This window comes from Desulfococcus sp., assembly GCF_050178255.1.
Lineage (GTDB): Bacteria > Desulfobacterota > Desulfobacteria > Desulfobacterales > Desulfococcaceae > Desulfococcus > Desulfococcus multivorans.
Map to the genome: position 1 here is coordinate 40,370 of NZ_JBFXGG010000002.1, position 22,548 is coordinate 62,917.

Annotated in this window: 19 protein-coding genes; 14 read left to right on the forward strand and 5 right to left on the reverse strand. The window is 61.7% G+C overall.

Going from position 1 to position 22,548, the window contains the following annotated elements; translation table 11 throughout:
- The first annotated feature begins 5 nt into the window (after positions 1–5).
- The 5 genes from AB7S84_RS00970 to AB7S84_RS00990 all read left to right on the forward strand — a co-directional run bounded on the left by AB7S84_RS00970 (position 6) and on the right by AB7S84_RS00990 (position 5,757).
- Positions 6–1,073, forward strand: a complete 1,068-nt coding sequence (locus tag AB7S84_RS00970; RefSeq protein ID WP_428152750.1) for an ABC transporter permease — start codon at positions 6–8, stop codon at positions 1,071–1,073.
- Positions 1,070–1,993: an ABC transporter permease gene (locus tag AB7S84_RS00975; protein WP_428152751.1), complete on the forward strand. Its 924-nt coding sequence runs from the start codon at positions 1,070–1,072 to the stop codon at positions 1,991–1,993. Before AB7S84_RS00970 ends, AB7S84_RS00975 begins: the two co-directional genes overlap by 4 nt.
- Before the next feature lie 47 nt (positions 1,994–2,040).
- Positions 2,041–2,535, forward strand: a complete 495-nt coding sequence (gene gpt / locus AB7S84_RS00980) for a xanthine phosphoribosyltransferase (protein WP_020877711.1) — start codon at positions 2,041–2,043, stop codon at positions 2,533–2,535.
- Positions 2,532–4,043 carry an ABC transporter ATP-binding protein gene (locus AB7S84_RS00985; protein ID WP_428152752.1) on the forward strand — a complete coding sequence of 504 codons (1,512 nt, stop codon included), beginning with the start codon at positions 2,532–2,534 and terminating at the stop codon, positions 4,041–4,043. Before gpt ends, AB7S84_RS00985 begins: the two co-directional genes overlap by 4 nt.
- 103 nt (positions 4,044–4,146) lie before the next feature.
- Positions 4,147–5,757, forward strand: coding sequence for an AAA family ATPase (locus AB7S84_RS00990; RefSeq protein WP_020877709.1), 1,611 nt, complete (start codon positions 4,147–4,149; stop codon positions 5,755–5,757).
- 12 nt (positions 5,758–5,769) lie between these two features.
- Here the strand turns inward: AB7S84_RS00990 and AB7S84_RS00995 are convergent, their stop codons facing one another.
- The 3 genes from AB7S84_RS00995 to AB7S84_RS01005 are packed head-to-tail and all read right to left on the reverse strand — an operon-like array spanning position 5,770 to position 8,459.
- Positions 5,770–6,732 carry a hypothetical protein gene (locus tag AB7S84_RS00995; RefSeq protein ID WP_020877708.1) on the reverse strand — a complete coding sequence of 321 codons (963 nt, stop codon included), beginning with the start codon at positions 6,730–6,732 and terminating at the stop codon, positions 5,770–5,772.
- Between the two features lies 1 nt (position 6,733).
- Positions 6,734–7,129: a preQ(1) synthase gene (queF, locus tag AB7S84_RS01000; protein ID WP_020877707.1), complete on the reverse strand. Its 396-nt coding sequence runs from the start codon at positions 7,127–7,129 to the stop codon at positions 6,734–6,736.
- A 52-nt stretch (positions 7,130–7,181) separates the two neighbouring features.
- Entirely contained in the window at positions 7,182–8,459 is a 1,278-nt protein-coding gene (locus AB7S84_RS01005) for a citrate synthase (protein ID WP_020877706.1), read from the reverse strand.
- 580 nt (positions 8,460–9,039) lie between these two features.
- Here AB7S84_RS01005 and AB7S84_RS01010 point away from each other — a divergent pair.
- Entirely contained in the window at positions 9,040–9,516 is a 477-nt protein-coding gene (locus AB7S84_RS01010) for a PilZ domain-containing protein (protein WP_020877705.1), read from the forward strand.
- Positions 9,517–9,604: 88 nt separating this feature from the next.
- On the opposite strand, the gene AB7S84_RS01015 is transcribed toward AB7S84_RS01010, so the two are convergent.
- A complete protein-coding gene (locus AB7S84_RS01015; protein ID WP_428152753.1) occupies positions 9,605–10,303 on the reverse strand; it encodes a TIGR04283 family arsenosugar biosynthesis glycosyltransferase in 699 nt (232 codons plus the stop codon).
- Between the two features lie 137 nt (positions 10,304–10,440).
- On the opposite strand from AB7S84_RS01015, the gene AB7S84_RS01020 reads away from it, so the two are divergent.
- On the forward strand, positions 10,441–11,403 hold the full coding sequence (locus AB7S84_RS01020; RefSeq protein WP_234979100.1) for an iron transporter: 963 nt from the start codon (positions 10,441–10,443) through the stop codon (positions 11,401–11,403).
- Between the two features lie 19 nt (positions 11,404–11,422).
- Here AB7S84_RS01020 and AB7S84_RS01025 read toward each other — a convergent pair whose 3' ends face one another.
- The gene (locus tag AB7S84_RS01025; protein WP_020877701.1) at positions 11,423–13,099 is read right to left on the reverse strand and encodes a fatty acid--CoA ligase; all 1,677 of its coding nucleotides are present in this window, start codon (positions 13,097–13,099) and stop codon (positions 11,423–11,425) included.
- A 291-nt stretch (positions 13,100–13,390) separates the two neighbouring features.
- Here AB7S84_RS01025 and sat point away from each other — a divergent pair, with 291 nt between their 5' ends.
- The 7 genes from sat (at position 13,391) to AB7S84_RS01060 (ending at position 22,545) form a co-directional block, all read left to right on the forward strand.
- Positions 13,391–14,662 (forward strand): sulfate adenylyltransferase, encoded by a 1,272-nt coding sequence (gene sat / locus AB7S84_RS01030; RefSeq protein WP_020877700.1) that lies wholly within the window; start codon positions 13,391–13,393, stop codon positions 14,660–14,662.
- 155 nt (positions 14,663–14,817) lie between these two features.
- Entirely contained in the window at positions 14,818–16,824 is a 2,007-nt protein-coding gene (mnmG, locus tag AB7S84_RS01035) for a tRNA uridine-5-carboxymethylaminomethyl(34) synthesis enzyme MnmG (RefSeq protein ID WP_020877699.1), read from the forward strand.
- 18 nt (positions 16,825–16,842) lie between these two features.
- Entirely contained in the window at positions 16,843–17,682 is an 840-nt protein-coding gene (locus AB7S84_RS01040) for an NTP transferase domain-containing protein (protein WP_020877698.1), read from the forward strand.
- Positions 17,683–17,819: 137 nt separating this feature from the next.
- A complete protein-coding gene (locus AB7S84_RS01045; RefSeq protein ID WP_020877697.1) occupies positions 17,820–18,026 on the forward strand; it encodes a heavy-metal-associated domain-containing protein in 207 nt (68 codons plus the stop codon).
- Between the two features lie 8 nt (positions 18,027–18,034).
- Positions 18,035–20,494 carry a heavy metal translocating P-type ATPase gene (locus tag AB7S84_RS01050; protein ID WP_428152754.1) on the forward strand — a complete coding sequence of 820 codons (2,460 nt, stop codon included), beginning with the start codon at positions 18,035–18,037 and terminating at the stop codon, positions 20,492–20,494.
- A 235-nt stretch (positions 20,495–20,729) separates the two neighbouring features.
- The gene (locus AB7S84_RS01055; protein ID WP_020877695.1) at positions 20,730–21,308 is read left to right on the forward strand and encodes a NifB/NifX family molybdenum-iron cluster-binding protein; all 579 of its coding nucleotides are present in this window, start codon (positions 20,730–20,732) and stop codon (positions 21,306–21,308) included.
- A gap of 322 nt (positions 21,309–21,630) precedes the next feature.
- Entirely contained in the window at positions 21,631–22,545 is a 915-nt protein-coding gene (locus AB7S84_RS01060; protein WP_020877694.1) for a diguanylate cyclase, read from the forward strand.
- Positions 22,546–22,548: the final 3 nt, after the last annotated feature.

Consider the following 22,548-nt stretch of genomic DNA (forward strand, 5'->3'; position numbering starts at 1 on the left):
ACCGCATGAACAGTCCGTTTCGGATCGTTAAAAGGGAGGCGCCTTTGGGGTGGGGCGTCTGCCTCGTCATATCGGGGGCGGTGCTTTTTGCCCTGGGGATCGGTATGGGCATGCTGAGTATCCAGGGCAAACCGCCGCTTTCGGGTATGGGGCTGCTGCTTCAAGGGGCCTTCGGCTCCCGCTGGGCACTGGAGGATTGTGTCGGAAAGGCGATTCCCATCTACCTCTGTTCCCTGGGGGTCGCCGTCGCCTTTCGTCTCCAGATATGGAACATCGGCGCCGAAGGGCAGTTCGCCCTGGGAGCCGTGGGCGCCGCATGGGCGGTCTACCGGTTTTCCGCCCTGCCCGGTTGGACGCTGATTCCGCTGATGATGCTGGTCTCTTTCGCCGCCGGGGCCTTCTGGGGGCTGATTCCCGCTTTCCTGAAGCTGCGCATGCGCGCCAACGAAATCATCGTCACCCTCATGATGAATTACATCGCCGTCTTCTTCCTCGATTACCTCGTCTACGGCCGCTGGAAAGACCCGGCGAGCTTCGGTTTCCCCATGACCCCCACGTTTCCGGAGAGCGCCGTCGTGGGCAGGATCGGCGGAACCAACCTCAATTGGGGGCTTCTGCTCTGCGTCGTCTCGGGTCTTATCATCTGGATCTTTTTCCGCCACACCCGGCTCGGCTTCGAACTGAAGGCCGGCGGGGAGAGCCTTCAGGCGGCCCGGTATGCCCGCCTACCCTATGAAAACCTGGTGGTTCTGGTGATGGTCCTGAGCGGCGGGCTGGCCGGTTGGGCGGGATTCATCGAGGCTTCCGCCACCCTCAACCGGCTTCAGCCCAGCATCATGGTCGGATACGGCTACACCGCCATCGTGGTGGCGTGGCTGGCGCGGCTCAACCCGCTCTACATCGGCATCGCCGCATTCCTCCTGGCCGGGCTGCGCGTGGGGGGCGAGAATCTCCAGCTGGAGCTCCAGGTTCCCGCCGCCTTCGGGGAGATCCTGGAGGGACTGATCCTTCTGTCGGTTCTGGCGTCGTCGTTTTTTATCCGTTATCGTTTTTCCCCAAGGCGGCCGTCATGACGTGGTGGGACATGCTGGTGCCGCTTCTGGCGGCTGCGGTTCAGTCGGGGACGCCCATCCTGTTCGCCACCCTGGGAGAGATCTTTACGGAGCGCGCCGGCGTTCTTAACTTAGGGGTCGAAGGCGTGATGCTCGCGGGCGCGCTGGCGGGATTTCTGACGTCGATGTGGAGCGGGAGCCCCGTACTGGGGTTTGCGGCCGGCGGTTTTTTCGGCGCCGGTCTGGCGGGCATTCACGGCCTGGTCTGCATCGCGTTCAGCGGGAATCAGGTGGTCTCCGGACTGGCCCTCACCATCCTCGGCATCGGGCTCGCCGACTATCTGGGAACCCCCTTCATCGGCCAGAGCGCGCCGGGATTCGTTCCGGTTCCGATTCCCGGGCTGTCCGAGATCCCTGCGGTGGGGGCGATCCTGTTCCGGCAGGACCCTCTCGTCTATGTCTCCTACGCCGTCCCGCCGCTGATGTGGTTGTTTTTCAGGAACACCCGGTGGGGACTCAGACTGCGTTCCGTGGGAGAATATCCCCACGCGGCCGCCGCCGCCGGACTCAACGTGTCCGCCTTCCGCTGGGCCGGCGTGCTGGTGGGAGGGTTCTTGTGCGGTCTGGGTGGCGCGTATCTCTCCCTGGCCTACACCCATCTGTGGACCAGCGGTCTTTCCGCCGGCAGGGGCTGGATCGCCGTGGCCCTGGTCATCTTCGCCTTCTGGCATCCCGGGCGGGCGGTGCTGGGTGCCTATTTCTTCGGGGGGGTGATGGCTTTCCAGTTCCGGCTTCAGGCGACAGGAACCCATATTCCCTCCTCCCTGTTGCTCATGCTGCCTTATGCACTTACCATCCTGGTTCTCGTCTTTTCGTCCTGGCGGGGGCGGGGCGATCGGGCGCCGGCCTTTCTGGGCGTCAATGCCGAGCCGGCAGAGTAAAATCCGGGGTGACGTAAAAGCGAGACCCTTTCAAGGAGAATGACCGGATGTCTGATTTGGATAGACGTTATCGAAAAACATATCCCATTTCATGGGAGCAGCTGCAACGGGATACCCGGACTCTCGCGCGGCGTCTTCTCGAGATCGGTGAATGGCGGGGCATTATCGCCGTCACCCGGGGCGGGCTCGTGCCGGCGGCCATCATCGCGCGGGAGTTGGATATCCATCGGGTGGATACGGTATGCGTTTCCAGCTACACCTGGCAGAACCAGGGGAAGATCCAGGTGATCAAGCCTGTGGCCGATCAGGGCGAGGGCTGGCTCATCGTCGACGATCTGGTGGACACCGGAAAAACCGCCGCCGTGGTTCGGGAGATGATTCCCCGCGCCCATTTCGCCACCGTCTATGCCAAGCCCGCCGGTCGGCCCCTGGTGGACTCCTTCATCACCGAGGTCGACCAGGAGACGTGGATTCTCTTTCCGTGGGACGCGTCATCTCAGTTTATCCGCCCCATCGCAGGCCTGAAACAGGACCGGTCATGACCGAATGCGAAAAAAATGCGCCTTTGCCGCTGGTACGCCTGGCGGGGATCGGCAGATCCTTCGGACGGGTCCGTGCCAACCACGATATCAGTCTCGACATTCATGCCGGTCGGATCATGGCGCTTCTGGGTGAAAACGGCGCCGGGAAGAGCACCCTCATGCGCATCCTGGCGGGTCGGCTTCAGCCCGACACGGGTCATATCGTCATCGACGGCCGGCGGACCGTTCTGTCGACGGCCAGGACCGCCATCGATGCCGGGATCGGGATGGTCTACCAGCACTTCACGCTGGTGGAGGCGATGACCGTCGCCGAAAACGTTTTTCTGGGCCAGGAGGGCGGCTTCTGGCTCCATCCCCGGCAGATGCGGGACAAGGTCGCGGCGTTGGCCGAGATCTACCAGCTCGCCGTCGATCCGTCCCGACGGATATCGACGCTTTCCATGGGTGAGCGGCAGCGGGTCGAGATCCTGAAGCTCCTTCTCCGCCAGAGCCGGGTTCTGATTCTCGACGAACCGACGGCGGTGCTGACGCCCCTCGAGACCGAGCAGCTCTTCAAAGCGATGCGCCGCATGGCGGGGCAGGGCAAGGCCGTCGTCTTTATCAGCCACAAATTGAGCGAAGTCATGGCCGTAGCGGACGACATCGCCATACTGCGGAAGGGTGAGATCGTCGACACCATGCCGGTCGCGGATGTCGCCTCGGTGGGGGAACTGGCCCGGCGTATGGTCGGTCGGGAGGTGCTGCTGCAGATCGAAAAAAATCCGGTGCCGTGCGGCGAAAGGGTCCTGAAGATTCGGGGCCTGTGCTCAAAGGCCCTCAAAGCCATCGACCTGGAACTCTTCCAGGGGGAGATTCTGGGGATCGTCGGGGTTGCCGGGAACGGGCAGAAAGCGCTCGCCGAGATTATCTGCGGTCTTCTGGCGCCCGAGGCGGGAGAGGTCGAGATCATGGGCCGGGAATGGGGGTGCTTCTTCGCGCGATGCCGAACGGAAACGCCCCTCGGCTACATTCCGGAGGACCGGCTGGGGATCGCCACGTGCCCCGATCTCGACCTGCGGGATAATTTCCTGCTGACCACCCGGTATGGCTTCTGTCGGGGGCCGTGGCTGCTGGGCAAGGCAGCCGAGGGGAAGGCTCGGGAGACCTTGAAGATCTTTCAGGTCCGACCGGCGAATATCTTTGCGTTGGCCCGGCAACTCTCCGGGGGCAACCTCCAGAAGATGGTGCTGGGCCGCGAGTTTTACCGGCAGCCGCGCCTCATCGTGGCCGAACAGCCGACCCAGGGGCTTGACGTGGCCGCCACCGAGGCGGTCTGGCGGCACCTGCTGGAGGCCCGGACCCGGGCGGGCATCCTGCTGATCACCGGCGACCTGAACGAGGCTTTGGCCCTGTCAGACCGCATTGCCGTCATGTTCGGCGGCCGGATCATGGACGTCTTTGAGGCGTCCGACACTCATAAGGTGGATCGAATCGGCATGTTGATGGCCGGCATTTCCTCGGCGGCCTGACGGTAACGGTGTGTTCGGGCCGTCCGGCGCCGATCCCGAACCCGAAAAGACATGTATCGGCATCGGGCCGATGCCCTTGAATACGTGAAAGGAGGCGAGGCCGTTGACGCGAACGACAAAAGCGGATGACCCGCGGACGATATTCGAGGCCGTTTGCTCGGCCATGGCGGATCCGACCTTCTACCCCCATGCCGTGACCGGCGTCGAGCGCCGGGATACGCATATCTCCGCGGTTTTTTTGACGGGGTCGATCGTCTACAAACTGAAAAAGCCCCTGGCCCTCGGATTTCTGGACTTTCGACGCCTGGAAGATCGGCGGACGGCCTGCCTTCGGGAGGTCGAGCTGAACCGTCGATTGAGTCATGACGTATACCGCGAGGTCGTTCCGATTCATCGCGGCCCCGATGGGAAAATCTCCCTGTCGCCCGGCGGTCGGGTGGTGGAATATGCCGTGACCATGCGGCAGCTGCCTGAAGCGTCCAACCTGAGAACGCTCCTGGAAACGGGTCGGGCAGGGCATGAATGCATGGTCGAAATCGGGCTTCGGCTGGCGCGTTTTTACGACGAGAGCGAGCGGAGTTCCGCGGTGGACGCCTACGGGTCGCCGGATGCCGTCGCCTACAACATGGAGGAAAACTTCCGGCAGCTGGGGCCGTGGGTGGACACCGTTCTGGCGGGGTGGCCGTGGCCGTTTCTGTGCGAGGCGAACCGTGCCTTTCTCGTCGATCACAAGGCCCTTTTCCAGGGGCGGATCGCCAACGGCCGGATACGGGACGGCCACGGGGATCTTCGGGCCGATCACGTCTATTTCGACGGCGGTCTCCAGATCATCGACTGCATCGAATTCAACGATCGGTTCCGGTACGGGGATGCGGCGGTGGATCTCGCTTTTCTGGTGATGGACATGGCCGCACTGGGGCACGGGGCCCTGGGATACACGCTCCTGGCAGCCTATGCCGCGGCGGCGGCGGATCCCGGCGTCTTCGCCCTTATCGACTTCTATGTGGTCTACAGGGCACTGGTCCGCGTCAAGGTTTCCTGCATGCGGCTTTCGGCGGCCGACGCCGACGAGCGGGCTGTCCTCCTCACGGAGATCGGGCGATACATGGACCTCGCCTACCGGCACACCCTCATGTTCGCACGTCCCACCCTCTGGGTTTGCTGCGGGCTTCCCGCCTCGGGCAAGTCATCTCTGGCCGCCCGGCTGGGCGAGGCGATGGGGATTCGGGTTTTCAGCTCCGATCGGGTTCGAAAGACGATGGCGCCCGGGTCCGGGGTTTCACCCTACGGCAAGGGGACCTATTCCGACCAGCGGCGGAACCGGGTTTACGGTCGGCTTCTGGCCCTGGCCCAGGACGAACTTCGCTCCGGCCGGTCGGTGATCCTGGATGCCACCTACGGCCGAAGGCACTGGCGGGACGGCGTCCGGCAGCTGGCGTCGGACATGGACGCCGGCCTGATCTTCGCCGAGTGCGTCTCTCCGCTGGAGACCCTTCGGCGCCGCCTGGCCCGCCGGGATCGGTCGCCCGGCCTGTCGGACGCCCGGCTCGGCCACCTCAGCCGACTTTCCGCCGAATTCGAGGCGTTGACGGATATCCCGCAGGCCATGCGTGTGTCGGTGGACACCGACGGCCCGCGGGAAAATACCGTGACGGCGCTGTTGAAAACGGCCTGGGCTCTTCGCGAGCTTCAGATTGCCGGCCGGTCGTCGTGATGCCGGCGAGGGCTATTTGAGCCTGACCGCGGCGCCTTCGGCCACCGGCGTCGCGTCAATCGGACGGGCTTCGGCCCGGCCGTCGTCGACGGCGGTGATCTCAAGCGTTCCCGCAAGCGTTCCCGGAATGATGAAGCGCTGCCCCATCCGTCCCTCGATCACCTCTCCCGCGTTGTAAACCTCGAGGATGTCCCCGGCCTTCAAGCCGATTTCCCGGCCGGACGACAGGATCGCCTTCCCGTCCTGAACCGCCAAGACGTAGCCTTGCCAGGGGTGTTTCCCGAGGACTTCACAGATCTGTGCGGCGCCGATTTCAGCGACACGGTCCAAGGTCTCGTCCAGCGCGTAGACGGCTTTCAGATCCCGGGCCAGAACGGCATCATATTCAGCCCCGTCCACCTCCGCGGTCGCCTTCGGGGACTCGTCCATGAGCTTGGCGCCGGTTCCGGAATCGTAAAGCTGCAGCCCCACCTGGACGGATTCGTAGTAATGGGTATCCCGGAATATGAAAAAGCCCTCATCCTTTTCCTCGGCGTCGATGCCGACGAGGTGACCCACCAGGAAGGCGTTGATGCCCGATGTTCTGCCGATTTCGGCCAGTGCGAGGTTGTCGATCCGGCCTGATGCCGGACGGGGCATCCGGTCGACGGCTTCATCGGGGTAGCCGGGATCGCCGGGTTTCAGCCACTGGACGCCATTGCAGCCGGCCGAGAGTCGGTCCATGAAACGGCTCATGAAGCGCTGCGTTATCTCGGCATCCGAAATGAACGTCGTGTTTTCAAAGGGCAGGATCGCCACCTTTTTCTGAAGCCGCTCACCGGTGAAAGGGATGGCCTCGACCACTTTCCGGGTCTGGCTTCGCACCGTCGCGCATCCCCAGAGGCAGAGGACCGACAACAGGACGGCCAGCAGCCGCATCGCCGGTCTTGCCGGCGACGCGCCGCAGATTTTCAGGGAAACGGTATTTGCGGACATGTCATGCGAGCCCTTCATAAAGCGCGGAGACGCTCGTCGAAATGCCCCCCCGCGGCGTGAAGTCACCGATGATCTCCATGCGTTTAGGGCTGACGACGGCCACCAGATCGTCCAGGATGCGGTTGACCACATGCTCGTAAAAGATGCCGACATTGCGGTATTGGAGCAGGTAGAACTTGAGGGATTTCAGCTCGACGATCTTCTTGTCGGGACGGTACCGGATGGTGATGGTGCCGAAATCGGGAAGCCCCGTCATGGGGCATACCGAGGTGAACTCGGGCTGCCGGATCTCGATATGCACATCCCGGTGCCCCGTATACTGATAGTCGACGGGATCCAGAAGGTCCCGGCGGATGGTATCGGGTTTTTCGATGTTCTGCAAAACAACGTCCGTCATGGTCAAACACTCCTTGCTGCAGGGTTGCGGCGGCAGATGTCCGGGAAGACGACTACCGTTCGTCGAGGGGAACGTATTCCCGCTGGGTCGGCCCGGTGTAGATCTGACGCGGGCGGTTGAGGCGCCATTCCGGGTCATCCATGCTTTCCTTCCACTGGGCGATCCATCCCGGAAGACGCCCGATGGCGAACATGACCGTGAACATGTTGGTGGGGATGCCGATGGCCCTCAGAACGATGCCGCTGTAAAAATCGATGTTGGGATAGAGGTTGTGATCGACGAAATAGCTGTCTTTCACCGCGATCTCCTCGAGGGCCTGGGCGACTTCCAGAAGCGGGTCGTGGATGTTGAGTTTGGTGAGGAGCCGATCGCACATCTTCTTCATGATCCGGGTCCGGGGATCGTAGGTTTTGTAGACCCGATGGCCGAACCCCATGAGCCGGAAGGGGTCGTTCCTGTCCTTGGCCCGGGCCAGCACGTCCTTCAACGGGATCTTCTTCTCGACGATGTTCGTCAGCATTTCGATGACCGCCTGGTTGGCCCCGCCGTGGAGCGGTCCCCAGAGGGCGGCGATGCCGGCGGATATGGCGGCATAGAGGTTGACCCGGCCGCTGCCCACCAGACGGACGGCGGAGGTCGAACAGTTCTGTTCGTGGTCGGCGTGAAGGATCAGAAAGACGGATAGGGCCTGAACGACGTCCGGATCGATTTCATAGGGCCTGACCGGGCTGTCGAACATCATGTTGAGAAAATTTTCGCAGTAGGAGAGGTCGGGTCGGGGATAGACCACCGTGTGTCCTCTGAAGATCTTGTAGGACATCGCCGCCAGGGTCCGGACCTTGGAGATGAGGCGTGCGACGGTGGTGTTCAGTTCCTCCTCGCCTTCGAGGTAGGGGTAAAAGCTTTTCAGGGCGTTGACCATCGAGGAGAGGATTCCCATGGGATGGGACGCCCGGGGGAAGCTCCCGAAAAACGACCGCATGTCCTCGTGAACCAGGGAGTGGTCGTTCAGGAGAACCGAGAAGCGGGTGATCTGCTTTCGGTTGGGGAGTTCGCCGTTGATGAGCAGATAGGCGACCTCCCGGAAGGAGGAGTGCTCCGCCAGTGCCTCGATGGGATAGCCCCTGTACCGAAGGATGCCCCGTTCGCCGTCCATGAAGGTGATGGCGCTCTTGCAGCTGCCGGTGTTGGCAAAGCCCGAATCCAGGGTGATCATGCCGGTCATCTGGCGGAGCCTGGAAATATCGATGGCCTTTTCCCCTTCGGATCCGGTGACGACCGGCAGCTCGTAGGTCTGGTCGCCCCAGATCAACTTTACGTGTTCAGTCATACATATTCCTTTCCTGTTCAGGCGGAAGGGTCACCGCCGTTACCGCTTTGCGGATCGTGCCCCAACAGTGAGCACCGGACAAAAAATATGCCGCCCATCATCCACGCCGGCCGTCCCGGAACAGAGCGTCCTTGCAGTCAATCCATGAATGTCAAGAAGTTTTTCGCCTGCGGATGCCGTTGGGTCGGCCCGGCGGAACGCACTGGAAGGCAAGAGAGTTCCCTGGAACCATACATGAAGATGCGGAATGGGTCAAGCAGTGATCGCGAGGCGGGCAGGACGGGCGCCGCCGTCTCCGATTTTTCGTTTGTAAAGGCCTTTTCGATGTATTATAGACAACCATTTACAAGCAGATGTTTCCGCTTCGATCCCGCAGGCCGGCTGGTTTTCAGATCCGAAAGGCCATTGATCCATTTTTTTGCGTTTTACGCGCCGAAAGCGCGTCTCTTGCCGCCATGGCGTGGTGGGCTATGACAGCCTGAGATGTCCGGGGGCGACGGCCCAGGCCCTCTGAAACGACGCCGTGACGGTTTGCAGCCGCCGATGAAATGCGGATCTCTCTTCTGGACAGGGTATACGGATGAATGAAGTGAAGGCTTTTATAGACAATTCGGGGGAGGCCGTCATCAAATGCCCTCGATGTCATGCGACGCGGGTTGTCGATGTCAAGGAATATTCCAGGCTCGACCACATTGTCCGCTTCAAGGTGACCTGTCCGTGCAAGCATGTTTACCGGGTGATTCTGGAGCGGCGGGAGTTCTTCAGAAAACCGGTCCGATTGACGGGCGTGTGTCGGATGCGGGAGGGCGTGCCGGCGGTTGACATCCATATCCACAATCTGTCCCGGAAAGGATTGCGGATCGAGCTGATGAAGGACGATCCGCCGGCGATAGGCGACAAGGTGACCGTAGAGTTCCGGTTGGATGACGAGAAAAAGACCCTTATCCGAAAAGAGGCGTTGGTTCGAACCCTCATGGGGCGGTTTGTCGGGCTGGAGTTTTTTTCCATCGATCCCTACAATGTCTATGACAAGGCCCTGGGGTTTTACCTGATGTGAATAACGCGGGTCAGGCCGCCTTCGGGGCGATCTTCCGGCAGATTCCGGACGGGGTCGACGTGCCCGTGCTGGTGAAGATACGCGGTTGTCATCGGTAAAAAAGGCTCAGCCGCTCGGGCGCAACGCCGGCGTGATACAGGATCAGCAGCATCCAGTTGCGGAGCGTGTTCCGACAGACGCCCGTTCTTTCCCAACGGCGGGCCGATGTCGTGACCCGATGGGGGAGCAGGATGATCCGGTCTCCCCGCCGCCGGATCCGTCGCATCAATTCGACGTCCTCCATGATCGGAATCGCCGCGAACCCGCCGTGTCTCAGAAAATAGGCCTTTCGGATGAAAATGGCCTGATCCCCGTACGGGATGCGCGTGATGCGGGAGCGGCGGGAGGCGGCTTTTTCGATCCATCGGAAACAGGGGCGGGGGGAGTCGATGGCGAGATCGAAGGCTCCGCCGACGAAGTCCTTCGCCTGAAGGGCCTCGATGATGCGTTCGAGGCCGTCATCGGGGAGGCGGGTGTCCGCGTGCAGAAACAGCAGGATGTCGCCTGTGGCGTGCCGGGCGCCCGTGTTCATCTGGACGGCCCGCCCCCGTGTCGAACGGAGTTTCACGGCCCGCGGATCCCGGATCGCCCGAAGCGAGTCACCCGAGGCGGCGCCGTCAACAACGATGATTTCCCGTTTACCCGCGAAGGGCATACGAAGCAGGTGACCGACCAGGGGATTTATGATATGGGCCTCATGAAATACCGGGATGACGATGGATACGGCGGGGCGCATGAACTGTTTCAACACGTCCGGTCTAACCGATGGGCTTGAAAGATGCGTCCGCGCGGTTGCGCGCGGCGCTTGTTTCCTGTCCTCTATCGCCGTCGCTCCGGAGAATATAGTCCGATAAGGGCTCGTACGAAAGGGCGTTGATGTCGTTGATGATGCATGTTACAGCGAGACTGTGGCCCGCCGCAAAAGCGGGGGTTAGAAAAGGGGTTTTCGGATTTTTGTGGATCCTGAAGATTCTGATTCCCATTTCCTTCCTGACGCTGCTGTTGGACGCCGGGGGCGTCATCGGCAGAATCGACTTTCTGCTCACGCCGCTCATGGCGGTGCTGTGCCTTCCGGCCGTTGCCGCGCTTCCCTTGATCATCGGCATGCTGACGGGAATATACGGCGCCGTCGCCGCCATGACGGTTCTGCCCATGACCCTCGATCAGATGACCCTCGTCGCGATTTTTCTTCTGATTTCACACAACCTGATCCAGGAGGGGATCATTCAGGGTCGCTCGGGCATCCATCCCGGGATTGCCACGGCCTTCCGCCTGGGCGCCAGCATCGTCACGGTCATGGTGACGGCGCGGTTTCTCCCCTCCGACACCACTGTCGTCCTCTCCGGCGGGACGACCCCGGGCACCGCGGGACCGTTTCTCGACATTCTCGGGAACTGGGCGCTCCGGATGGGATGGCTCAGCGTCAAGATCCTCGCCGTCATTACCGCCATCATGGTGGTCCTGGAGATCATGAAGGCCTTCCGGCTCATCACCCACCTCATCACGCTGCTTCAGCCCGTCATCCGGTTCATGGGGCTCGATGGGCGGGTGGGCATGCTGTGGCTGACCGCCTGTCTCTTCGGCATCACTTACGGTGCCGCGGTCATCGTCGAGGAGGCCAAGGAGAACGACTTTGCGGCGGACGAACTGACCCGGCTTCATCTTTCCATCGGCATCAACCACGCCGTAATCGAGGACCCGGCCCTGTTTCTGCCGTTGGGGATCGGGGCCTTCTGGCTCTGGGTGCCGAGGCTGATCAGCGCTGTGGCGGCGGTCTGGCTCCTCAACCTCTGGTTCCGGCTGCGTCGCCGCCTGACCGTGGGATTGACGGTTCGTACCCCTTCATGAGTTTCAATGCCGGCCTGGATCAGGGGCCGTTTTTCAGATCGAAGGGCACCGGGGATTGCTTTTCGAGCAGCTGCTTTCTGCTGATTTTGCCGACGCTGGTGGTCGGGATGGTCTCCACGAAGGCGATCTTGTCGGGGATACCCCTTCCGGGAAGGCCGGCCGCTTTCACCCGCGCCGATAGAAACTCCCTGAGATCCTCCTCGGTCATCCGGTCTCTGTAACCTTCCTTGAGAACGACGAAGGCCATGGGGCGCTCCCCGTATTTTTCGTCGGGAACGGCGACCACCGCCGCCTCGGATATCCCCTCGTGCTCACAGATCAGATCTTCCAGGGCCATTGTGTCGATCCATTCCCCCCCCGCCTTGATGGCGTCGCGGGTCCGGTCCGTGATCTGAAGATACCCGTCGGCATCGATAAAGCCGATGTCTCCGGTGTGGAGCCATCCGTCGCTCCAGAGCTTTTCGCTTTTTTCGGGATCCTTGGCATATCCCTGGGTCAGCCACGGCGCCCGAAGGACCACCTCGCCGATGCTCTTGCCGTCGTGGGGAAGCGGCGTTCCCTTGATATCCGTCACCTCGATATCGACCATCGGGGAGGGAATTCCGGTTCGGCACCGGACGTCCACCTGCCGCTCCGGATCCCACGACCGCATCTCCGGCTTGAGAAGGGAGGCCGCCAGCAGAGGCCCGGTTTCGGCCATGCCGTAGACCGAACAGATGTCGATGCCGAGGGAAAGCGCCGCCCGGCAGACCGATTTGGACAGCGGAGCGCCTCCCACGATCACCTTCCATCCCGTGAGACCGAATCCGCGGATATCGGGGCAGTTGACGAGGGTGTGGATCATGGGGGTATCGGAGTGAGAAAAGGTGACCCCCTCCCGGACGATCAGGTCCAGGATGGCCTTGGGGTCGTATTTGCCCGGATAGACCTGCTTGGCGCCAAGGAGCGTGAAGAGGTAGAAGAGACTCCAGGCGTTGACGTGAAACATGGGCGTCAGGGGCATGTAGACGTCGTCGGCGTTGACCGAGGGATGGAAACCATAGGCACAGAGGCCGGCCATGACGCCGTAAGTGTGCAGGACGAGCTGCCGGTGGCTGAAGCAGACGCCTTTGGGGGAGCCGGTGGCGCCGGTGCTGTAGAAAATGGACGCCATGGCGTTTTCGTCGAAATCGGGAAAGGAAAAGACGTCGTCATGTTGGGTCAGCATGGATTCGTACTCCCCGATAACGGTGAGGGCGGTTTCGGGGAAGATGCCGTCGTCGGTGATGAGAATGATCGTTTTGGGGCCGTCCAGGCGGTCCTTGATGGATTCGAGGGCCGGGAAGAAATCGGCGTTGGCCAGAATCACCCGGGATTCAGCGTGGTTGAGGGTGTGGACCAGGCTTTCGGGGGGTCGCCGGATGTTGATGGGATGGAGGACGCAGCCCATCATGGGAATGGCGAAGAAGCACTCGAGGTAGCGGTGGGAATCCCACTCCATCACGGAGACGGTCTCCCCCTTCCGGACGCCGATACGGTTCAGGGCGTGGGCGAGCTGAGCGATCCGCCTGTCGAGGTCCTGGTAGGTGTAACGGACCCGGTCTTTGTAGACGATTTCCCGGTGAGGGAAATATCTCATGGGAGGTCGGAGCAGATTCTTGATCAGCAGCGGATAATCGTAGGCCGACGGGGTCCGTTCTATCTTCCTGACTGTCATCTTGCCTCCTAAAATGGTATGTTTTTCCCAAAACATTTAGACCTATATCATGGCCGATGGGTTATTCCAAGCGAATCTTGACGCGGGTCGAAAGTCGGCGTCGCGCCGCCGTCCTTCAGGAGGGGGATTTGTCGTGGTGTTTTGATTAAACTTGACAAATCTCTTTTTCCGGATTAATTGTGATTCCTTATGGAAAGACACGAAGGATGCCGCTTCGTATAGGTTGGCTTCGAGGTCACCGGCGACGGGTGACTTATATACTACAAACCTTTTTGAAAGGAGACTGAAAGGATGTCCGAACTCGTACCGCCTCATGGAGGAAAAGGGTTGGTCTGCTGCCTGCTGGAAGGCGCTGCTCTGGAAAGTGAAAAGAAAAAGGCCCAGGGGCTTAAAAAAATCGAGATTTCCGCCCGCGCCAAAGGCGACCTGATCATGATGGGTATCGGCGGCTTCAGCCCGCTGAACGGTTTCATGACCAAGGCGGATTGGAAAGGTGTTTGTGAAAACTTTCTGATGGCCGACGGGACCTTCTGGCCGGTTCCCGTGACCCTCGACACCAATGACGAGAGCGTCAAGATCGGCGACGAGGTCGCCCTGGTGAACGATGGTGAGATTTACGCCACCATGAAGATCACCGAGAAATACGAGATGACCGACGCCGACAAACGGTGGGAGTGCGAGACGGTCTACAAGGGCGAAGGCGAGGACTCCAAGGGCGATTTCATGGCCAAGGCCCTGGAAGACCACCCCGGCGTCCAGATGGTCATGGCCCAGGGCAAATACAACCTGGCCGGACCTGTCAGGGTACTGAGCGAGGGCGAATATCCGACCAAGTATGCCGAGGTCTATCAGCGCCCCGCCGAGGCCCGCAGGATCTTCGATGAGAGGGGATGGAAAGAGGTGGCCGCCCTCCAGCTCCGCAACCCCATGCATCGTTCCCACGAGCATCTGGCCAAGATCGCCATCGACGTCTGTGACGGCGTATACATCCACTCCCTGGTGGGCAATCTGAAGCCCGGCGACATCCCCGCCGAGGTGCGCGTGAAATGCATCGACGCCCTGGTCAAGGGCTACTTCGTGCAGGACAAGGTCGTGCAGGGCGGCTACCCGCTCGACATGCGCTATGCCGGTCCCCGCGAAGCGCTCCTCCATGCCACCTTCCGCCAGAACTACGGCGTCTCCCGGATGATCATCGGCCGCGACCACGCCGGCGTCGGCGACTTCTACGGCATGTTCGAAGCCCAGACCATCTTCGACAAGATCCCATATGCCGCGGATACCTGCCCCGTACCGGGAAGAGCGCTGATCTGCACGCCGCTGAAGATCGACTGGACCTTCTACTGCCACAAGTGCGACGGCATGGCCTCCCTCAGGACCTGCCCCCACGGCAAGGATGACCGTGTCCTGCTCTCCGGCACCAAGCTCCGCAAGGGCCTCTCCGAGGGCACCCCGATCCCCGATCACTTCGGGCGTGAGGAGGTTCTTGAGATCCTGCGCGAGTATTACGCCGGCCTGGAAGAGAAGGTCGAGATCAAGACCCACAAGGCGGCCGACGGCGCCTGATGCGATGACGCCGTAACCGAATCCGGTTAGATAACGAGAAACACCGAAGGGGGGTGCCGAATGGGGCATTCCCCTTTTTTCGTGGAACGCACCCCGAACGGCTCCCGCCCGGAGGCATGGGCGACCCGGCGCCGAACGGGGGATGGAAAGACGGTATGACCCTTTACGAAAAACCCTATGATGTCATCGTGGTCGGCGCGGGGCACGCCGGATGCGAGGCCGCCCTGGCGCCGGCCCGCATGGGCCTCGACGTCCTGCTGCTGGCCATCGATCTGGACAAGGTGGCGGCCATGCCGTGCAGCCCCTCCATCGGCGGCATGGCCAAGGGACAGCTGGTCAAGGAGATCGACGCCCTGGGAGGCGAGATGGCCCGCGTCACCGACCGGACAGCCCTCAGCTACAAGCTGCTCAACACCAGGAAAGGGCCGGCGGTCCAATCCTCCCGGACCCAGAACGACAAGAAGCGCTACCACATGGCCATGAAACAGGCTATCGAGGCCGAGTCCCGCATCGACCTCAAACAGGCCATGGTCGAACGCCTGGTGGTGGCGGATGAACGCATCGTCGGCGTGATGGACCAGACCGGTTTCGGGTATCGGGGGAAGGCCGTCATTCTGGCCACCGGGACCTTTCTGGGCGGTCGGGTCCACATCGGATTTCAGCAGATTCCGGCCGGTCGGGCGGGGGAATTCGCCGCCGAAGGCCTGGCCCGGCAACTCCGGGATCTCGGATTCGAGGTGGGTCGGATGAAGACCGGAACACCGCCGCGGCTTCACCAGGACAGCATCGATTTCAAGCGGTTCGACATGCAGGACCCGGCCCCGGGGCCCGTGACGCCCTTTTCCTTTGCCACCAGGACGGTCTCAATACCGCATCTGCCCAGCTACATGGGGCACACCACCGAGGAGAGCCGGAAAATCGTTCTGGACAACCTCGGGCATTCCGCCCTTTACGGGGGGCGAATCACCGGAGCCTCCGCCCGCTACTGTCCCTCTTTCGAAGACAAGGTCGTCAAGTTTCCGGATCGCAGCCGTCACCACGTCATCCTCGAGCCGGAGGGCGTCGATACCCGCGAGATCTATGCCAGCGGACTGGGCAACAGTCTGCCTCTCGAGGTTCAGATCCGGCTGGTCAGATCGGTACCGGGCCTGGAGGCGGCCGAGATCATGCGGCCGGCCTATGCCATCGAATATGACTACGTCAACCCGGTTCAGCTCAAACCGACCCTTGAGACCAAGCGGATATCGGGGCTCTACATGGCCGGCCAGATCAACGGGACATCGGGGTATGAAGAGGCGGCAGCCCAGGGACTCTGGGCCGGCATCAACGCCGCCTGCCGGATCATGGGGCGGCCGCCCTTCATCCTGGATCGGTCCCAGGCCTACATGGGGGTTATGGTGGACGACCTGGTGACCCGGGGGACCCGGGAACCCTACCGGATGTTTACCTCGCGGGCCGAGTATCGGCTCATGCTCCGGGAGGACAACGCCGATATCCGATTGATGGAGATCGGCCACGACCTGGGGCTGATCGATGCGGCGGCGGTCCGGGAGGTCCGCGACCGCAAGGCCTGTATCGCTGCGGAGATCGAGCGGCTGAGACGTGCGGTGGTCAAGCCGGTGCCGGCCGTCAACCAATTCCTGGCCGCCCGGGGGACCCCGCCGATTCAGAACGGGATGCCCATGGACCAGCTCCTGAAACGGGCGGAGCTTGACTACGGCGCGGTGAAGACTTTCGCTCCGCCCCCCATCCCCTTGACGGAGAAGACGACGCGGCAGGTTGAAATCGAGGTCAAGTACGAAGGCTATATCCGGCGCCAGCAACGGGAAATCGAACGATTCAGGCACCTGGAGGCGATGCGGATTCCCGAAGGGTTTGACTACGGAGGCGTTCACGGGCTTTCCAACGAACTCCGGGAAAAGCTGACACGGATCCGGCCCGCCTCCCTGGGCCAGGCCTCCCGCATCGACGGCATCACCCCTTCGGCCATTTCGGTCGTCATGATCGCCGTCCGGGCCGCCGGAGCGTCCGCCGATGTGCCTCGACCGGACGCGAATGTCTCAGAGAAACCAAATGCCGGGGAGAAGGGATGCACGTCTTCCGGAATCCCATCCGTCGACCTGCGGTCACGTCCCCCGGAAGGGCCGTACCGGGAGGTCTGACCTTTGATTGGAGGAACCATGACACCTGATTCAAATATTGTCTCCATCGTGATGGCTGCCGGCCGGGGCAGCCGCATGAAGGATTTCGATGGCAACAAGACACTGCTGCCCCTCATCCCTGAAAAGAGCCGGTTCGAGGGGCGGGAGCCCATGCTGGTCCATGTGCTGCGCTCTCTGCCCGAAGGGGAAAAGGCGGTGATCGTACATTACCGGTGCGACGATGTCAAAACGGCGACCCGGAACTTCGCCCTGACCTACTGCCTGCAGCCGACCCTGAACGGGACCGGCGGGGCGCTTCTGGCCGTCCGGGCCTTCCTCGAGGCCCAGACCGCCGACCGGGTCCTGATCACCATGGGAGACGTCCCTTTTGTCCGGCCGGAGACCTACAGGGCGCTGATCGCCAAGCTCGATACCCACCACATGGTGGCGCTGGGATTTCGTCCGGCCGACAAGAAGCAGTACGGGGTCCTCGAGATCGATGGGGAACAGGTGCAGAGGATTGTGGAATGGAAGTACTGGCGGGAGTATTCCGAGGCTGCAAGGACGGCTTTGGAGGTCTGCAACGCCGGCATCTACGCCGTCCGACGGGGGGTGCTGACGACGTATCTGTCGGTGCTCGAATCCCGTCCCCAGTGCGTCGAGAAAGAACGGGACGGGCGGCTGACGACCATCCGGGAATATTTCCTGACGGATATCATCGAATACATGAACGCCGACGGGCTCCGGGTGGGGTTTGTCCTGGCCGAGGACGAGATGGAAACCATGGGCGTGGACGATCCGGCGGCCCTGGAGAAGGCCCAGGCCTATTATCGGCGACGGTGCCCGGCGCTTCACGACGGGGGGGCCGCTCTCCGGTAGCCGCTCCCCAGCGGCGTTAACGGCCGCGTTCCGGAAATTTCTCTCGTGGACAACGGTGAGTCGTGCATTATGTTGATAAGGTATCCGTCTTGTTGTGTTTCACGGCAGGACGACTTTGGAACGGAAAGGAGCGGGACATGGAAAAAAAGACCTTTTCAATTCCCAATATCTCTTGCAGCCATTGCACGGCGGCCATTCGGAATGAACTGGGTGAGCTTGCCGGGGTCGTTCGGGTGGAGGGGAATCCCGGGGACAGGACGGTGACGGTCGAGTGGGAGAAACCGGCCACCGAGGCCGACATCGTCGCACGACTCAGGGAGATCAACTACCCGCCGGCACCATAGGGGGCGTCATGAGTGAACAGAGCATCACCCTGCCCATATCGGGGATGACCTGCGCCAACTGCGCCATGACCATCGAACGGACCCTCGCCGGGCTGCCGGGGGTTTCGGAGGCGGCCGTCAATTTCGCCTCGGAGCGGGCACGGGTGACCTTCGATCCCGGGCAGGTCACGCTGGAACGGATAGTGAAGAAGATCCGGGAGGCGGGATTTTCCGTGGTCACCACCCGGGCCGAATTTCCCGTCACCGGTATGACCTGCGCCAACTGCGCCATGACCATCGAACGGACCTTGAGCCGAAAGGTGGCGGGCGTCGTGGCGGCATCCGTCAATTTCGCCGCCGAACGGGTTTCAGTAACCTATCTGCCGGAACTCGCCACCCTCGAGGAAATGGCTGCGGCCATCGAAAAGGCCGGCTTCACGGCCCTCCTTCCCGATGAGAGTGCGGACGCTGCCGATGTGGAGGACGCCGAGCAGGCGGCCCGGGCCGCGGAGATCCGGGACCAGACCCGGAAATTCCGGATCGGCGTACTTTTCGCCGCCCCGCTCTTCGTCTTGAGCATGGCCCGGGATTTCGGTCTGACCGGATCCTGGAGCCATGGGGCGTGGGTCAACTGGCTCTTTCTGGCCCTGGCCACCCCCGTCCAGTTCTATACCGGATGGGATTATTACGTGGGCTCCTGGAAAAACCTGAAGAATCGAACGGCCAACATGGACGTTCTGGTGGCCATGGGATCTTCCACCGCCTATTTTTATTCCCTGGCGGTGCTGATCATCCCCGCCCTGGGGGACCATGTCTACTTCGAGACCTCGGCCGTCATCATCACCCTGATCAAGCTCGGCAAGATGCTGGAGGCCCGTACCAAGGGCCGGACCGGACAGGCCATCCGCAAGCTGATGGACCTGACACCCAAATCGGTGACGGTGATCCGGGACGGCGTCGAGCAGGAGGTGCCTCTGGCCAGGGTGGCGGCGGGAGACGAGATCCGCGTCCGGCCCGGCGGATCGATCCCCGTGGACGGGGTGGTCACCGCCGGACAGTCAGCCGTGGACGAGTCCATGCTGACGGGCGAAGCGATTCCCGTGGACAAACAGCCGGGCGACACCGTCTTTGGGGGGACTCTCAATCGTGAGGGGATGCTCGCCTTTCAGGCGACCCGGGTGGGGCGGGAGACCGCTCTGGCCCAGATCATCCGATTGGTGCAGGAGGCTCAGGGCAGCAAGGCTCCCATCCAGGCTCTCGCCGACCGGACGGCCGCAGTGTTCGTTCCGGCGGTGATCGCCGTCGCCCTGGCGACCTTCGTTCTCTGGTGGACCGTGGGCGGGACGTTCGTTCCGGCCATGATCCGCCTGGTGGCGGTGCTGGTCATCGCCTGTCCCTGCGCTCTGGGGCTGGCGACCCCGACGGCCGTCATGGCCGGCACCGGCAAGGGCGCCGAACAGGGGATCCTGTTTCGAAACGGCGAGGCCCTGGAGATCTTCTCCCGCATCGACACCGTCGTCTTCGACAAGACCGGCACCCTGACCCAGGGGGTTCCCAGAGTGACGGATCTCGTGGTGGTCGATAATACCGCCGCCGTTTCGGACGAGAATGCCCTGCTGCGGCTTCTGGCCGTCGTGGAGAAGGGCTCCGAGCACCCCATCGGAAAAGCGATCGTTCAGGCAGCCCGGGACCGGGGCATGGACATTCCGGACCCCACGGCTTTCAAAGCTTTCGGCGGTATGGGCGTCGAGGCCGCCGTGGACGGCCGTCACTGGCGTCTGGGAAAACCCGGATGGTTCGAATCAGCCGACGTCGATCTCTCCCCGGCCCGGGAAACCATCGACCGGCTGCGGCAGGACGGGAAGACCGTTATGATGCTTGGCGAGGCGGGACGGATCGCCGGCGTTGTCGCCGTGGCGGACACCCTGCGACCGGAAGCCTCCGAAGCCGTGGACACTCTCAAGGCACAGGGGTTGAGGATCCTGATGCTCACCGGTGACAACCGGCAGACGGCCATGGCCGTCGCCGCGCAGGTCCACATGGACGACGTGGTGGCGGAGGTCCGGCCCGAGGAGAAGGCCGACGCGGTGAAACGGCTCCGGGCGTCCGGACACAGGGTGGCTATGGTGGGGGACGGCATCAACGACGCCCCGGCCCTGGCCGGAGCGGACGTCGGCCTGGCCCTGGGCCGGGGCGCCGACGTCGCCATCGAGGCGGCCGACGTGATCCTCTCCAGCGGAAATCTGAACGGCGTTCCCGCTGCAGTCCGGCTCAGCCGGGCCACCCTGGCGACCATCCGCCAGAACCTGTTCTGGGCTTTTTTCTACAACATCCTCCTCATCCCCGTGGCGGCCGGAGCCCTCCATACGGTCACGGTTCTGCCTGCCTTCATCCGGGACCTCCACCCCATCATGGCAGCACTGGCCATGTCCTTCAGCAGCGTCACGGTGGTTACCAACAGCCTGCGGCTCTATCGCTCCAGGATCTGAAGCGCTTCCGACCTTCGATCCTTCCTCCCGCCGAATGCGGCCCTTTGACGCCCGGCACCGCCATTTGCCTGTGTTGAAACCCGTTTTTGGGTAAGATCGTCACGGCATTGCAAAAAAAACGGTGGGATTTCACGACGGGGGATTGAAAGAATGAGATAAATCCTTATAATGGTGTTATGAGCATATGTCTGAAACTCAAGCTTTATTAACTTACCCTTTATCAAGGAGGCGTGTGATGAAGATCGCGATCTCATCGACAGGGCCCGACCTGGATGCACAGGTTGAGCCGCGGTTCGGCCGTTGTCCCTATTTTATCATTGTGGATCCGGCATCCGGAGAATTTGAGGCGCTGGAAAACCAGGCCGCCGGGAATGCCTCGGGGGCGGGCGTCCAGGCCGCCCAGATGGTCGCCGATGCAGGGGCGGAAGCAGTCGTTACCGGCAGCCTGGGGCCCAAGGCTGCGAATGTGCTGCAGGCAGCGGGTGTGAAGGCCTATACCGGAAAATCCGGTACGGTGCGTCAGGTCATGGGGACATACCAAAGCGGTGAAGGGGGAGCGGCATCAACCCCCTCTTCCGGCGCAACCGGAACCCCCTCCGGAGTCGGTATGGGCGGCGGCGGTCGCGGCATGGGCGGCGGCGGTCGCGGTATGGGCGGTGGGGGTCGCGGCATGGGCAGGGGCGGCGGTCGAGGACTGGGCCCGGGCGGCGCCTGTGTCTGCCCTGGATGTGGGGAAACGGCGCCTCATCAGCCGGGGGTTCCCTGTTTTGATATGCGCTGCCCGAAATGCGGCGGCGCCATGACGCGATCCTAGACCGGACGATGTCCCGAATCTTCGGATAAATCTTGATGGGGCCAGTGAAAATCTATTTGCCTATCCCGGTGGTGAAGCATTATGTTAATATGGATAAGAAGCCCATTTCATCTGCTGAAAGGACCGACAGCGACCGGCTTTCCAGGCTTCCGAACACTGTGCTCGATCCGGACGATTCCGAAGAGACGCGCCGCTTTTCGTGGTAAAGTATGAACGGCGGCGCGCCGTGAACCCGATCGAAGAGGCGCATTTCCATACCGTAAGCAGAGGCCGGCGAGAGCGTTTCGGACGGCCGGACGTTTTTTGGAAAAAGGTATTGGAGATGCAACTGACAAGCGAAAAGCTGAGAGCCGTCGTCAAAGAACTCGAAGAGGCGGTCATCGAGCACCAGCGGTGGCTTCACGCCTGGCATCGCAGCCTGATATTCGATTTACCGCTGAACGAGGTCTGCTTTTCAAGACATTCTTACCGGCAGTGCCGTTTCGGCCAGTGGTATCGCGGTCTTCCCTCCGCCGTCTTGAGCCGTCATCCGGGGTTTACGGCTATAGATCAACACCACCGCAAGCTGCATGAAAGCGCGTATACCCTGGCCGCAAAAATAGAATGCGGCAAGATAATCACCATTGGCGACTATGAAAACCTTATTGAAAATGAAAGGAATTTTTCAAAAGCTGTTTTAGATTTCAAAGAGGAGCTCCTGAAAACCCTGTTTGAATTCGATCCGCTGACGGATATCCTCAATCGACAGGCCTTTATCCGGATTCTCGACGGCGAGCTTGCGCGATTGTCCCGAACCGATGAGTCCTGCTGCATTTGCATGGTGGATCTGGACCATTTCAAGGCGATCAACGACACCCACGGCCATCTGGCGGGAGACAGGGTGCTGAGGGTCACCGCCCAATACCTCAACCATAAAATACGGCCCTATGATTCGATATGTCGCTATGGCGGTGAAGAATTTCTGATCTGTCTGCCCAACACCGATCTGGAGAGGGCAAAGCATATCATGAACCGTCTGCGAACGGGTCTTGCATCCCTGAACATCGATGTGGATGAAGAATGCTCACTGAACGTCACGGCCTCTTTCGGTATCACCAAAATGGTAATCGATATATCCATCGAGGGGCATATCGCCCGAGCAGACGAAGCGATGTATGCCGCGAAACAAGGCGGCCGCGATCGGGTGGTGGTATATGAAGAGATGTCGCTATCACTGAATCACGAGAAGCAGGCCTGACCT